This is a genomic window from Cytophagales bacterium (genome assembly GCA_019456305.1).
In the GTDB taxonomy this organism is placed as follows: domain Bacteria; phylum Bacteroidota; class Bacteroidia; order Cytophagales; family VRUD01; genus VRUD01.
Map to the genome: position 1 here is coordinate 16,377 of VRUD01000015.1, position 13,403 is coordinate 29,779.

Annotated in this window: 10 protein-coding genes; 5 read left to right on the forward strand and 5 right to left on the reverse strand. The window is 38.9% G+C overall.

What is annotated here, in order from left to right; all coding sequences use genetic code 11:
- Positions 1–96: 96 nt before the first annotated feature.
- The 3 genes from FVQ77_04840 to FVQ77_04850 all read right to left on the reverse strand — a co-directional run bounded on the left by FVQ77_04840 (position 97) and on the right by FVQ77_04850 (position 5,407).
- Positions 97–873, reverse strand: a complete 777-nt coding sequence (locus FVQ77_04840; protein ID MBW8049659.1) for a TrkA family potassium uptake protein — start codon at positions 871–873, stop codon at positions 97–99.
- A gap of 386 nt (positions 874–1,259) precedes the next feature.
- Complete coding sequence (locus FVQ77_04845; protein ID MBW8049660.1) at positions 1,260–2,603, reverse strand: sodium:proton antiporter; 1,344 nt, start codon at positions 2,601–2,603, stop codon at positions 1,260–1,262.
- 284 nt (positions 2,604–2,887) lie between these two features.
- Positions 2,888–5,407, reverse strand: coding sequence for a TonB family protein (locus FVQ77_04850; protein ID MBW8049661.1), 2,520 nt, complete (start codon positions 5,405–5,407; stop codon positions 2,888–2,890).
- A 281-nt stretch (positions 5,408–5,688) separates the two neighbouring features.
- On the opposite strand from FVQ77_04850, the gene FVQ77_04855 reads away from it, so the two are divergent.
- The 5 genes from FVQ77_04855 to FVQ77_04875 all read left to right on the forward strand — a co-directional run bounded on the left by FVQ77_04855 (position 5,689) and on the right by FVQ77_04875 (position 9,692).
- Positions 5,689–5,883: a hypothetical protein gene (locus FVQ77_04855; protein MBW8049662.1), complete on the forward strand. Its 195-nt coding sequence runs from the start codon at positions 5,689–5,691 to the stop codon at positions 5,881–5,883.
- Positions 5,861–6,115, forward strand: a complete 255-nt coding sequence (locus tag FVQ77_04860; GenBank protein MBW8049663.1) for a type II toxin-antitoxin system RelE/ParE family toxin — start codon at positions 5,861–5,863, stop codon at positions 6,113–6,115. The genes FVQ77_04855 and FVQ77_04860 overlap by 23 nt, the downstream gene beginning before the upstream one ends.
- Before the next feature lie 620 nt (positions 6,116–6,735).
- Positions 6,736–7,227 (forward strand): sigma-70 family RNA polymerase sigma factor, encoded by a 492-nt coding sequence (locus FVQ77_04865; protein ID MBW8049664.1) that lies wholly within the window; start codon positions 6,736–6,738, stop codon positions 7,225–7,227.
- Positions 7,228–7,334: 107 nt separating this feature from the next.
- A complete protein-coding gene (locus tag FVQ77_04870; GenBank protein MBW8049665.1) occupies positions 7,335–8,726 on the forward strand; it encodes an energy transducer TonB in 1,392 nt (463 codons plus the stop codon).
- Between the two features lie 84 nt (positions 8,727–8,810).
- Positions 8,811–9,692 (forward strand): isoaspartyl peptidase/L-asparaginase, encoded by an 882-nt coding sequence (locus tag FVQ77_04875; protein ID MBW8049666.1) that lies wholly within the window; start codon positions 8,811–8,813, stop codon positions 9,690–9,692.
- 99 nt (positions 9,693–9,791) lie between these two features.
- Here the strand turns inward: FVQ77_04875 and FVQ77_04880 are convergent, their stop codons facing one another.
- The gene (locus FVQ77_04880) at positions 9,792–12,860 is read right to left on the reverse strand and encodes a T9SS type A sorting domain-containing protein (GenBank protein ID MBW8049667.1); all 3,069 of its coding nucleotides are present in this window, start codon (positions 12,858–12,860) and stop codon (positions 9,792–9,794) included.
- 127 nt (positions 12,861–12,987) lie between these two features.
- The gene (locus tag FVQ77_04885; protein ID MBW8049668.1) at positions 12,988–13,308 is read right to left on the reverse strand and encodes a hypothetical protein; all 321 of its coding nucleotides are present in this window, start codon (positions 13,306–13,308) and stop codon (positions 12,988–12,990) included.
- Between the last annotated feature and the right edge of the window lie 95 nt (positions 13,309–13,403).

The following is a 13,403-nucleotide window of genomic DNA, read 5'->3' on the forward strand; positions in this document are numbered from 1 at the left end:
TAACACGCTATTCTAAAATATAGCCTTCTTTAGCTATAACGCAATCTATAAAATTTTAATTACTTTAACAAACAAATTGAAATCTTACTTTAATCTTCAATTCCCCAACACTCCTTCTTCAATGCCAAAAACTTTTGACAGCACTTTTTGTGACTTGCCGTTTGTGATAATGATCAAATGGTCATACAATTCAACTTTCACATCCCCTTCAGGATTTTTTAGCAGCTTCCTTTTATCACCCGCTTCTTTACTCAAACCAATCAGTATGCAATTATACTTTTTCTTCAATTCTAAGAAAACATCTCTATAATTATGATCTATAAAAGGATTTTTAGAAATAACCTTATACTGCTTAATATCATAATCATCGTCATCTACAGGATAGCTCATAATATCTTCGCTATAGTTAGCAACGTCCGGTTCAAAAATAAAGCTGGCAACCAGCCTGGAGGAAATCTCATTTTTTGATACAATATAGGTTACACCTGCGCCATAAAAAGTATCCTTCAGGTCTGCATTATCCAGCATTACCACAAAATTGCTGACATAGAAATGCTTTTTAAGGTTCAGGACATAAACCAATTTTTCAGTATCATTATCCAGATTGATAAAAACAGAAGAGGCATGGTGAATATTTGCCTTTTTTAGCTGTTCTATACTACTAAAGTTTGCATACAGCACATAAACATACTTTTGCTCAAAATCTTTATGTATCAGGTCAATATCACTTTTGTTATTTGTAACGATTGCCACTTTATTACCAACAGCAACGAGCTGATCAGCTACCACCTTTCCAAACTCATTCCATCCAATAATGACGGCATGATTTGCAAATTTTGTGCCGTTGTATCCTAATTTTTGATTTTCCTGCATAGTCCTGAAAAAAATAGTTAACTGGCTGATAAGATAACCATATAACCCAACGCTAACGATCACAAAAACAGACCCAATCACCCTCCCTACATGTGAAACAGGCACCTTATCCCCGTAACCCACCGTTGTTAATGTTACGATAGCGTACCAGATCGCATCTGGAAAATTATTGATATTGGAATCTTCATACTTTATCTCAAAATGTATAAGAATTTTGCAAACAATGATGAAAAACAATAAAACAATGATTACAGAAAACGCTATTCTGATTCCTTTGTACTTTTTCACGATTGATAAACCATAAATGTTCAGTATATGATTTCATTATAACACAGATATATTAGTCATTGTCATTTTAGTCATTTCAAATTTCAGGCATTTGTCTGCTACCCACTATCTACTTCCTGTTTATTCTTCCCTCCTGCTGCTGCTGCAACTTTCTGAATCGTCAGCCCCTGCACCAATATAGCAAAAACAACCACAATGAAAGTCAATGAAACTATCAGATCTTTGGTATCAAATTCTTTATCTGCCAATTGAATTACACCCAGACTTGGTAAAGCCAAAGCAAGCGCCACTGATATACCTCCTCTTAAACCACCCCATGTTAATATTTTTATGGTACCTTTTTCAAATTTTTTACCCAGAGACATAATCCCTATCGGAATACTTACACCAACCAACCTTGCAAACAACACTATTGCAATAGCTAAAACTCCGGCAAATATGTATTCTCCTGTAAATTTAATTACCAGCATTTCCAAACCTATTAATATAAAGAGAATGGCATTTAAAGATTCATCAATCAAATCCCAAAATCTATATACATAATCTCCAACTGCTTCAGACATTTTCTCGCTTCTGCCCTTGTTTCCTAACGATATACCCAATACAACCATAGCTAAAGGACCAGACACATGCAGGAATGTTGCAACTATAGTCCCACCCATCACAAATGAGAGGGTGACTAACACCTCCAATTGAACAAACTCATTAGGTATCCATTCAAGTGTTTTATAGCCAAAATATCCTAAAATAAGTCCGAGCACTACTCCTCCTACCGCTTCCTGCGTGAAGAGCATTGAAATATATTTGACCCCGAAGGTATCTGGTCCATATTGCCAGGGACCAAAATGAAGATGCTCAAAACTTCCTGGTGTAGATTGTGCAATGTGCAGAATTGTAAGGAATACTACTACTCCTATTCCATCGTTGAATAAAGATTCTCCATTGATCCTCATCTGCAGGTTTTCAGAAATATTGGTTTTTTTAAGCAGTGCAAGAACTGCAATCGGGTCAGTGGGAGATATTAATGCACCGAATAACAAACAATGAATATATTTGACAGGTAAATGCACGAAATCTAAAACAAAATACATCAATGTACCGACAATAAATGTAGAGATCAACACTCCACCAAATGCTAATAACAATATTGACCATTTTTCCTCAGCAAGTTTTTTGAGGTTAATATGCAGGGCGCCTGCAAAAAGCAGAAAGGGCAGCATTATGTCGAGCATTATTACCGTAAAATCAAAATTCTTCATAATTTCTTCAGAGCCTTCCCTTAATTGTGGAAAGCCGTAGCCCGCAATGAAAACTGCCATTGAACTCAAAAGCGCCAATACCATTAACCCAATTGTAGCCTCCAATTTCAGTATAGTGCGATTAATTGATGTAAACAATGTCGCAATGACTATGAGTAAGGTTATAATTTCATATGTATCCATAATTATATTTAAGAATTACGAATTCGTACCTCGTCATTCGTACTTCGTATTTCAAAATGATTTAATTTGTGGTCAAAAGTATGTGTTTTTTTATTAATGACAAAAATTTTAAATATTTTTTGTATTATTTTATGTTTAAACCCTTTTTTGGGTGGAATAAATTTTGTAAGATGATATTTATATCGTTATCCTGAATTCAAACATTTTGTAATAAAAAAAAGAGGCGCATCTCAATGCGCCTCCATGAAGGTTTCTCAACTTAAAAGTTGAGTTACAAAGTTGAGTTACAGGGTAAACTTCACTTGCAAGGTATATTTCACTGCCACTGCTTTCCCTCTTTGTTCACCCGGGTTCCATCGCGGCATCAGCTTAATAACCCTGAGAGCTTCCTTATCCAGCTCTTTGTTGATGCCTTTTACCACCTTAATATCCCTGATGCTGCCGTCTATATCCACCACAAAGCTGATATAAACCGTTCCTGCAATCCCTTTTTCTTTGGCAGATTTGGGATATATGATGTTGCTTTTGATAAACTCCATCAATTTAGTCACCCCTCCCGGAAATTCAGGCATCTTTTCAACGATAAGAAATACCTTTTCTGTCTCTTCCTCTTTTAACTCCTCTGTGGCAGCTCCTATCATATCTGCTTTTGGCACTGGCTTTCCCTGAATGTTCCTGGAAGAAAATGAATTATTACTATCCTGTCTATAACTATACTTTTTCACTTTAGCTGCACCAGTTGCCCCAACTCCCCCTCTACCAACCGCATAATTTGACACGCCCTCGGGCAATGGCAAAGGCTGTTTCACGGTGGTAATTAAGCCATCTGCATTTCTTCTTTCAGAATCAATGGCTACAAACGAGGTATAGGCAGTCAGCAGGTTATATTTCAATCCTATGTTCGTAACCTCTTTGATGCGCTCATCATTCCGGCTTAATTTATTGTAGTCATCAAGCAAGGTAATACGGTGCCGGGCCCATAAGTATCGCAGCGCTGAATTGCCTTTATCCGGTTTGATCTTAGCTGCGTCTATGGTCTTTGAATACTTTTTATTTCCAGAGATACCATTCAGCGTGATCTTTCCCTTGTTATTTCCCCTCCATTTTCCAAATACAATAACGGGTCGTTCTGCTAACAGATCGGGTATGCTGTATGGTTCAACGTCATACACGTCAAGACCGCCAAAATCAAGCTTTGCATTTGTCAGCACAGGAAATTGAATATACTTCCTGAACTTATCAGCTTTTTCCTCTGCCTTATCCGGCTTTGTTACCACAAAATGTTCGCCCATGCCAACCCTTGCCATCCCTTCTATGATATACCTGTTAACGCTCGAACCTATGCCAAATGTAAAGAAATTAGCTGTGGATAAATTCTTTCGAATCAGGTCAAAAGCCTCTTTTTCTACCCTAACATAACCGTCAGTTAAGATCACAACTGTTCTTGAATATTCTTCTGTGCCTTTGAGGTTTATTGCCCGGTTAAGTGCCGGCAGCAATTCTGTGCCTCCCCCACCCCGCTGCTTTTCGATAAATTGAATAGCTTTGGTAATATTTGCTGATGTGGCAGGCAATGATTGCTCAGCCAATGTAGATGAAGTGCCTGCAAAAAGCAGCACATTGAACTTGTCATAAGCACGTAATTTGCTTATCAGGTCCCGTAATATTTTTTTGGAAATATCAAGCGGGAAACCACGCATAGAACCGGATACATCTACTACAAAAACGTACTCCCTGGGAGGTATCTGGTCTGTAGTCACACGTTTCGGAGGTTGAAGCATCATCAGGAAAAAATTCTCCTTGCCTTCGTACAACAGCAGTCCTGATTCTATCTGGTTACCTGCTAACCTGTAGCGAAGTATGAAATCTTTATTTCCTGCATGTTTTTCAGATTCCTTCAATGTTATAATCGAAGAAACAGCTCCGTCAAAATTGATATTGACATCATGCGATATGCATGTAACTTGCTGAACCGGCAAACCTGCATTAATATTAGTTTTAATATCAAAAGTATAATCAGGTTTGACGCCTTCTTCCAAATAAGGATTTGCAACCCAAAGATCGCTTGAAGCAGATGCCGTAGCTACCGATTGATTGGAATACCTTGGACCTACCACTGTCGGATAGACGAATTCATAGATACCATCTTCAGGTATCAATAATTCAGTGTAGGAAAGTTCAACCGTGATCGTATCACCGGGCAGGATGTTGGCAACGTTCATCTGGAATACATTCGGACGCTGCTGCTCCAGTAAAGAAGCCGTTCTACCCTGCTGCCTGGCCTGCTCATAATCCTTGCGGGCTTTTTCCCGCTTTTCTATCTTTGCAATAAGCGTTCTTTTTCCTACTATCATCTTCATACCGTAAACCGCTGCCCTGGTGGAAGCAGGAAAAATGTAGATCGCCTCCAGCGTTTTGGTTCCTTCATTCTTATAAACCTGTTTGATCTTTACATCAGCGATTACCCCTGCTATATTCACTTCTGCAGAGGTATGGCTGAGCGGCATCTGATCTGTTGAAGGATCATCACTTTTAATAAAAAAGTACGGAGATAAGGTTTTATCATCTCCATTTTTGGTATTCATCAGAGTCCCACTGCCCGTGGGGCTCTGATTACTCATCAAGTGTGAGCCCAACTTGGAGTCGGACTCCCACGAGAAATACCCATTAGAATAATTTTCTCCGCATGCTGATAATGATAACAGCATTAAAAACGTTATACATGTTACTCTGAAAGAATTTTTCAGTGTAATTCCGGTTGAATACCACCTTGTATTGAACCGGGAGTTTTGTTGTGTTTTCATGATTTCTAAAATTTAATGTTAATTTTGGTTTTTACCCTGTGGAATTTGTTTGCATTCCACAGTGTTCGACTATTAGATGCGGGGAGGGAATAAATTCCACAAATATTTTTTAAAAAAATTACAATGAAATAAAAACAAAATTCTATTTTTGCTTCATCAAACCCCGCACCCAGAGTACTCGGGGTGCGGGGCAAACTAAATCATAGTCCCGACAATGTGTCGGGATGAAACTTGACACTTGCGGAAGCGTTATTGTCAATAAAATAAATAGTCCATAAATTATGATAACCAAAACAAAAACGGAAGTAAAGATTCCATTAAAAGAATGGAATGCATTGCAGGTGAATCCTTTTTTTGCGGAGATGTTTGAATTGCTTGAAGACATAAGTGATTTAGAAAAGGCAAAAACAGAAAAAGGGAAAGATGTAACGCTCACACAATATCTGAAAAACCGTGGCATACAACATAATCATTAAACCTGCTGCACAACACGACCTGGATAAACTGCCTGTCAAAGAAGTGGTTCGGATTGCACTACGAATTCAGACACTTGAAGATAATCCCCGCCCTTTTGGCATTCAAAAGTTATCCGTAGATGAGGGCTATAGAATACGAAGCGGAAATTACAGGATCCTTTTTGAGATAGATGATAAAGAAAAATTGATATTTATTTATCGCATCAAGCATCGTAAAGATGTTTATCGTTAATTTCGCCACTGTGCGGAATTTGCACTCCCGCACTCATACCTACTTAGAAGGATAATTTTGTAAACAAAATTTATATTTTTGCATTATAATATGGATAAGGATTTTGTAAAAGAAAATATAGGATTGCTTAAAGATTTGCTAAAGGGACTGTTTACCCTTTTTATCTTAATTGGTTCTGTGGTGGAGCTGTACTGGTAAAAAAAACTTTTTTGACGGATAAATTTGAATATAATATCATCGTAATTTGTTTTATTACAGATATTACCTAAAAATCTAAATTAAAAAAAAACAACTTAAATTGTAATCATTATTAACATCATGCATCAAATTATCAGTTACTGGATGCTGGTTACTGGGTGCTGGTTGACCCTATTATTATTAATTTTTGCAACATATTGTCTTAATGCAGCTCTTTATTCACAATAGGACGTACTTTTCCTCTTTTTAATTTAGATTTTTAGGTTCAATATTAAAATATAATTCCATTGCGTTTCCTCATATCAAAACACAAAAAGCAGGATACAGACAGCGAACTGATTGAAAAATACAGGGATTCGCATGATAATTCCTATGTAGGAGCGCTTTTCCAACGTTATTCCCACCTTGTTTTTGGCGTTTGCATGAAGTACCTCAAAGATGAAGCTGCAAGCCAGGATGCTGTGATGCAGGTATTTGAAAAACTATTAACTGACCTGATCAAACATGAGGTAACCAATTTTAAAAGCTGGGTGCACAGTGTAGCTAAAAATCATTGCTTAATGCAACTACGTAAAGAGCGGATTGAATTAAGCAAAAAAGAGGAATATAAAATAACTGAGTCAGACGATATGGAAATTACATCATATTTACATCTAAACAATGAACATCTTTTGCCGGCAGAAGACAAAGAACAACAAATAATTAATTTACACGCTGCTATCGGGCAATTAAGTGAGCAGCAAAAGATCTGTATTGAAATGTTTTATTTACAGGAAAAATGCTATAATGAAATAGAAGTTCTGACAGGCTATAGTTTCAAACAAGTAAAAAGTTTTGTTCAGAACGGTAAACGTAATCTGAAGAAATGCCTGAAAGAAGAAATGCATAAAAAGCATAAAATGAAACTTCTATGATTAAGTTATTATCACAAAAGACAATGAAAATGTGTTTACGTGTTCACGTTTTCTTATGTTTAAGAGCATAGACTTGAAAACGTGAACACATAAACACGATTAATATTATGTCAGACAAATTAAATAAAATATTAAAGGAGGGTTTGACGCCAGACAAGCTGTTTTCTGCGACTGGTTGTCTTTCTTTAGAAACGTTGCAAAAGTATTTGGAAGACCAGCTAATAACAAACCAAATGCATGCCGTTGAGAAACATCTTCTGGGTTGCGAATTATGTTCAGATGCCCTGGATGGATTATCAATAATGCCTGATGGTTCTAAAACTAAAAAAAATATAGCAGATATCAACAAAGAAATTCGTGCTAAAACCACTGCCGGCAAAGCAAAGATCATCTATTTTGATTTTAAGAGAATTGCAGCCGCGGCAGCTATATTAATATTATTGACAGGGACTTTTTATATTTTAGTTAACAATTATTTCCCATTTAACGAAAAAGAGCTGTTGACAGACCTGCAGGAAGAAACTGATGAAAAGCCCCCCTCCCATGGAGCTGGCTCGATGTCCACAGGACATCGCCCTCTCCCAAAAGAAGGGAAAGAAGAAGGTGGGAAAGAAAAAATGGAGGAGAACAAGCCAACCAAAAAAACTCCTGCAAAAGAGAAAAGAGATGGGAAAGTTCTTCCAGAATACTCGGGAGAGGATTTAGGAGGGGCTGTAAAGGATGATAGGCTAAGATCAGAAATGTCCCTGGCAGAAACTGCAACTATTGAAACCGCTGATGACAAAGCATTTTCAAAGATCAAAAAAACTAAAAAGCAGGCTGGAGCAGGTAAAAATAATGAAGAATTAATTTCATTCAAAAGTAGCGCTAATGAAAATGATATTAAAAATAATGAAGGTGCCGGAGGGGAAAATAGAAATGAAATTGCTTTTGCAGAAGATCTGGCAGGAAAAGTTGAGAGAGATGGAAATAAGCAAGGCATAGCGCCTCAAGCAGATAATAAGGACAAAGACGCAGCACAAAATGAGCCTGTTTTAGACCAGATTGCTCTTGTACGAAAAAGTGACATGAATGAGTTTAAAGCTGCACCTAAGTCGAAAGTAAAAGTGAATGAAAAAACGAGCAAAAAATCAGGACGGTCTATGGGATATAATGCTAATATGCCTGTTGAGGAAGTAGAAACCGAACAAATTTTCTTACTTGTTGAGAAACAACCTGAATTTCCGGGTGGTATAGAGAAAATGCTGGAATTTATTGCAAAAAACTTAAAATATCCCGAATCAGCAAAAGAAGCAAACATAAAGGGAAAAGTTTTTGTTAGCTTTGTTATTGATAAGTTTGGTTTTATTAAAGACGTCAAAGTGGTGAAAAGCGTTGCCAGAGAGCTTGACGAAGAAGCTGTGAGAGTCATTAAGCTTTTGCCGCAGTGGATACCTGGCGAACGGAGAGGGAAAAAGGTTGCCGTAAAATTAGTCCATCCTATTGTATTTGAATTGTAAAATGATTCTTAAAAATTGATTCAAGAACTCTACAAAACCGCAATCGCCATCCACGGTGGAGCAGGCACCATACTTCCTGCTCAGATGACCGATGAGAAAGAGAAAGCAACTAAAAAAGCCCTTGAAGATGCTTTAAGTGCAGGTATCAAAATACTGAAAAGTGGGGGCAGCGCTATAGATGCTGCGGTAGCTGCTGTAATAAGCATGGAAGACAACCCCTTGTTCAATGCAGGGAAAGGCTCTGTGTTTACCAATGAAGGCAAGCATGAAATGGACGCTTCCATCATGTGTGGTAAAACCCTGGAGGCAGGGGCAGTGGCTGCAGTGAGAAATATTAAGAATCCCATATCACTGGCAAAAGTTGTGATGCAACATTCTGACCACATAATACTAAGCGGTAAAGGAGCAAAAGATTTTGCACGAAAAATGAATGTAGAATTTGAACCTGATCAATATTTCTTTACACAAAACCGCCATGAACAGTGGATGAAAATACGTGATACCGGTAATTATCAATTAGACCATAGCGCTCCTGTCAGTCCACAAAATAAATTCGGTACGGTGGGGGCTGTCGTGTCGGACCAACATGGAAACCTTGCAGCCGCTACCTCTACTGGCGGCATGACCAACAAAAGATACGGCAGAATTGGTGACAGCCCTATCATTGGTGCAGGCACGTATGCCAATAACCAAACCTGTGCTGTTTCATGCACCGGTTATGGCGAATATTTCATCCGGGCTGTTACTGCCTATGATGTTTCCTGCCTTATGGAATACAAAGGAATGTCATTAAGAGAGGCCTGTGAAACAGTGATCAATGAAAAGCTTGTAAAATTAGGCGGTGAAGGCGGATTGATAGCTGTTGATAGAAATGGTAACTTAGAGCTTTTATTTAATTCTGCAGGAATGTACCGGGCGTGGAAAAGAAATGGGAAACCAACGCAGACAGCTATTTATCAAAGTTGATTAACTTGATGCTGATACCGGATATATATTGCTATATTATTCTATTGTCTTATTGCTCCCATTGTCAACTGATACCCCTGGGTACCCGGGAGGATCAACTTAATACTCCAACAATTGCTTCAGAAGTACCCTATCACCCACAATCAACTTCAAAATATAAACTCCGGAAGAATAACCCAGATCTTTTGCACTGAAACTATACCGGTACTTTCCGCTGATCTGTTCCTCGTCAACTAACATCTCTATCTTTTTGCCCAGGATATTATATACCTCTAATGAGACATTGGCTTTTTCATTTAAGAAATAAGTGACCTCTGTCTGACTGGTATATGGATTTGGATAAACCTTTAATTGAATCCCGCCAAAGGCGGGAGAAGATTGTAAATTGATACCGGTCGGTATAAGCCGGTTGGATACATTTGACCGGGCAGAATTGTAAACGAGTACCTTTTTTTGATCTGGCGTTCCTAACGCTCCGAGCGTTAGGAACGTTGGTGAACACTCTGTAGGATGCACTGCTGCAACCTGGTAAAACAGTTCTGGAGTAACCGGAGGATTAAGGTCGGTCCAGGAATGGTTGTTACTGGCAATAGCATAAATTGAATCAAGCGATGGTGAAGCTAGTGTTCCCCTGTAAATGTAATAAGTTCCAAAATTAAACCCTTCATAATGATCCCAGATAAGATTGATCACTCCGCCTAAGCCGAGGTTCATGGTCAGGTGCATGGTTTTGTGCAACTGGCTCAACGCTGATTCGTTGCCGCAGGAATCTACTGCTGTAATTTTATATCTCCAAGACCTTTGCTTAGGATCGGCTAAAATATCAAGAAAAGTGCTCACAGAATCATACGGCACGCTTGCAAGAAGGAAATAAACATTGGCTGCGGAGCCTTCTTTGTAAATGTTGTAAAAAGACGGATCCGGGTTTTTCTCCCAAACGATGAGATTCTTTCCCGTTGCACTATCAACCGTAACGATACAAATCGCTTGAGATAAGGGAAGTTTTTGGGAAATAGAGAAACTCTCAGAACCAATACAGCCATTAGAATCTGTAATTATGACATTATATGATGTATCTGTCAGGTTATTTATATCCTGGGTTGTAAGTCCATTTGACCATAGGTAGGTATAAGGCAAGGCGCCTCCTGTTACATTTATATCTATCGCCCCTCCTGAAGGGCTGCCACAGCTTGTGTTGGTTTGTAAATTCATAGTAATGACCGGCCCTCCAAGATTATTGATAATGACAGGGCTTATACTCATACATCCATTTGCATCCATAACGTTCACTGCATACACACCGGCCGCCAGGCCTGTTTCAAATGAATTAGTGCCTCCTGTAGACCAGAAGTAAGTATATGTCCCTGTTCCACCGGTAACATTTACAGAAGCAATACCGTCAGCGTTGCCGCAGGAAGCATCCACTGTGTTTACGGTTAAGGTGATGGGGTCAGGTTCAAAAATCGTGAAGCTTGCTGTTGAAACACAACCGGACAGGTTGCCTGTAACGGTTACTTCGTAGATACCTCCGATGAGATTTGTGAGAATTTGTGAAGCGCTGCCGTTTGACCATACATAAGAATTTCCATCCGTAGTGTCTCCTGTTGCGCTGATGCTGATCGCTCCATCTGCAGCGCCATTGCAGGTAACGTCTGTTATTGAATCGCTAATTACAGGCGCTCCCACATCACTGACCGTTGCAGTGCCATAAGCGATACAGCCATTGGTATCGGTTACTGTGATAAAATGGAGCCCTGCTGCTAATGACGAATCTGTTTCCGTAGTATCTCCGCTTGACCATACGTAATTGTAAGGAGGCGTTCCGCCTGAAACAGTAGCAGTGGCAGTGGCAGTGGCAGTACCGCAGATTGCAGTTGTTGTAGTTATTGTTATGGTGATGGTATCAGGCTCAGAGATCGTTATCGTACCTGATACTGTGTTTGCAACAGCATCGGTGATAATAATGCTATAGTTACCGGCACAAAGAGAAGTAGCAGTAGCAGTGACAGTAGCAGTATCAGTTTGCCCGGTGCTCCAAAAGAAATTATAGGGCGCTGTACCTCCTGATGGAGTTACGGTAGCAGCGCCTTCACAAACGCCATTACAGGAAATATCTGTGATAGTTACAGTAATTGAGACCGGGGAAGGTTCTGAAATGGTAACGTTATCAATTGCAATACAGCTGTTTGAGTCTGTTACGGTTACTGTGTAAGTTCCTGCAAGCAGACTAAAGGCAATATCCTGTGTTGTATCTCCTGTTGACCATAGGTAAGAATAAGGCGGGCTGCCTCCTGAAACTGATAAATTCGCTGAGCCATCATTGCAACCATTGCAAGTCGCATCTATTCCCAAAATGGAAATAGTTAAAGCAGGTGGTTCAACTATTGTTATGGCGTCATATACTGTTGCCGGTAAAGTATCGGAATCCGTAACACTTATAATGTATGTGCCCGCCGGTATTCCTGTAAGATCCTGTATGGTTGAATCATTTGACCATAAATAAAAATAAGGCGCCACTCCCCCGGTCACGGTCAGGTCTGCAGCGCCATCGCTGCCTCCATAGCAGGTTACATCTGTTCCTGTGACGGTTATTGTTAAAGGAAGTGAAATAAGGCTGATGGTAACCGTATCATAAGCTGTACATGAATTATTATCCCAAACCATCAAAATAAGGGTTGAATCAGTACAAAGCCCGGTTTCTGTTTGATTGCCTGAAGAACCGTTCCACCAGAAATTGTATGGTGAAGCGCCACCGGAAGGATTGGCAGTGGCAGTACCATTACAGATGCCTGAATCTTGTGTGCTGCTTATGGTGGTTGTAAGTAGAGCGGGTTCAGTAAGTATTATGCTGTCTGTTACAGTGCATCCGTTGGAATCTGTTACAGTTACAGTATGAGTGTCTGCCGGCAAGTTGAAGTTAGTAGCTAACAGTGGTGTTGCTCCACCTGACCAACCATAAGTATAGGGTGATGTACCTCCTGATGGCATAACCTGGGCTGTTCCGTTAGAGCCACCAAAGCAGGAGATGTTTGTGCCAATAATACTATCTTCTAACAGAGGTGGCTGGGTAATCGTAAAAATCTCAATTATCTGTGCGGAACACGGATTATTACACAGATTACACAGATTTAAAAAGATTACACAGATTAAGAGTATTGTTTTTTTCATTTTTAAAATGTTTTAAACAATGATTTAGAATATTCAGGGCATCTCTAAAAACTACATATTTTTTAAAACACACCCCTTGCCCCTCTTGATAGAGGGGAATGTATGGTGTAGTTTTTAGAGATGCCCTTCAGCGATTTATGCCCAATACCTCTACAGTAGAACAAAAGCTTATAATTCTTCTCTGCAATGCATTGTACTTTGAATGTGCATCTTCCTTGTTTTTCTCTAAAAGCCTGTATAATTTCATATTATATGAAACGTTAGGATCATCTTCCGATTTTCCCGGAATTCCAATACCATTAAATTTAAGTCTTGATGAATACATTAGTACTAAAAGAGCCTCTACTGTATCGTATCTTTCTTCTGACAAATCCCTTAGGCCCACTGAAACCAATTCCCATCCCGGGAGTTTTTCGTATTTCCTTATTTTTCTATTTTGTAACTTCATTACGAAATTTAAGTAAAAAGTAAAAAGTAAAAAGTAAAAATATTGTAGCACGAAATTTATTTCGTGGTAAAATTATATATCCCGCGATATAAATA

Bases quoted from the DNA above. Each gene is read 5' to 3' on its own strand.
- FVQ77_04840 (MBW8049659.1), bottom strand. From the start codon at position 873: ATGCAGGAAAATCAAAAATTAGGATACAACGGCACAAAATTTGCAAAT.
- FVQ77_04845 (MBW8049660.1), bottom strand. From the start codon at position 2,603: ATGGATACATATGAAATTATAACCTTACTCATAGTCATTGCGACATTG.
- FVQ77_04850 (MBW8049661.1), bottom strand. From the start codon at position 5,407: ATGAAAACACAACAAAACTCCCGGTTCAATACAAGGTGGTATTCAACC.
- FVQ77_04855 (MBW8049662.1), top strand. From the start codon at position 5,689: ATGATAACCAAAACAAAAACGGAAGTAAAGATTCCATTAAAAGAATGG.
- FVQ77_04865 (MBW8049664.1), top strand. From the start codon at position 6,736: ATGAAGTACCTCAAAGATGAAGCTGCAAGCCAGGATGCTGTGATGCAG.
- FVQ77_04870 (MBW8049665.1), top strand. From the start codon at position 7,335: ATGTCAGACAAATTAAATAAAATATTAAAGGAGGGTTTGACGCCAGAC.
- FVQ77_04875 (MBW8049666.1), top strand. From the start codon at position 8,811: ATGACCGATGAGAAAGAGAAAGCAACTAAAAAAGCCCTTGAAGATGCT.
- FVQ77_04880 (MBW8049667.1), bottom strand. From the start codon at position 12,860: ATGAAAAAAACAATACTCTTAATCTGTGTAATCTTTTTAAATCTGTGT.
- FVQ77_04885 (MBW8049668.1), bottom strand. From the start codon at position 13,308: ATGAAGTTACAAAATAGAAAAATAAGGAAATACGAAAAACTCCCGGGA.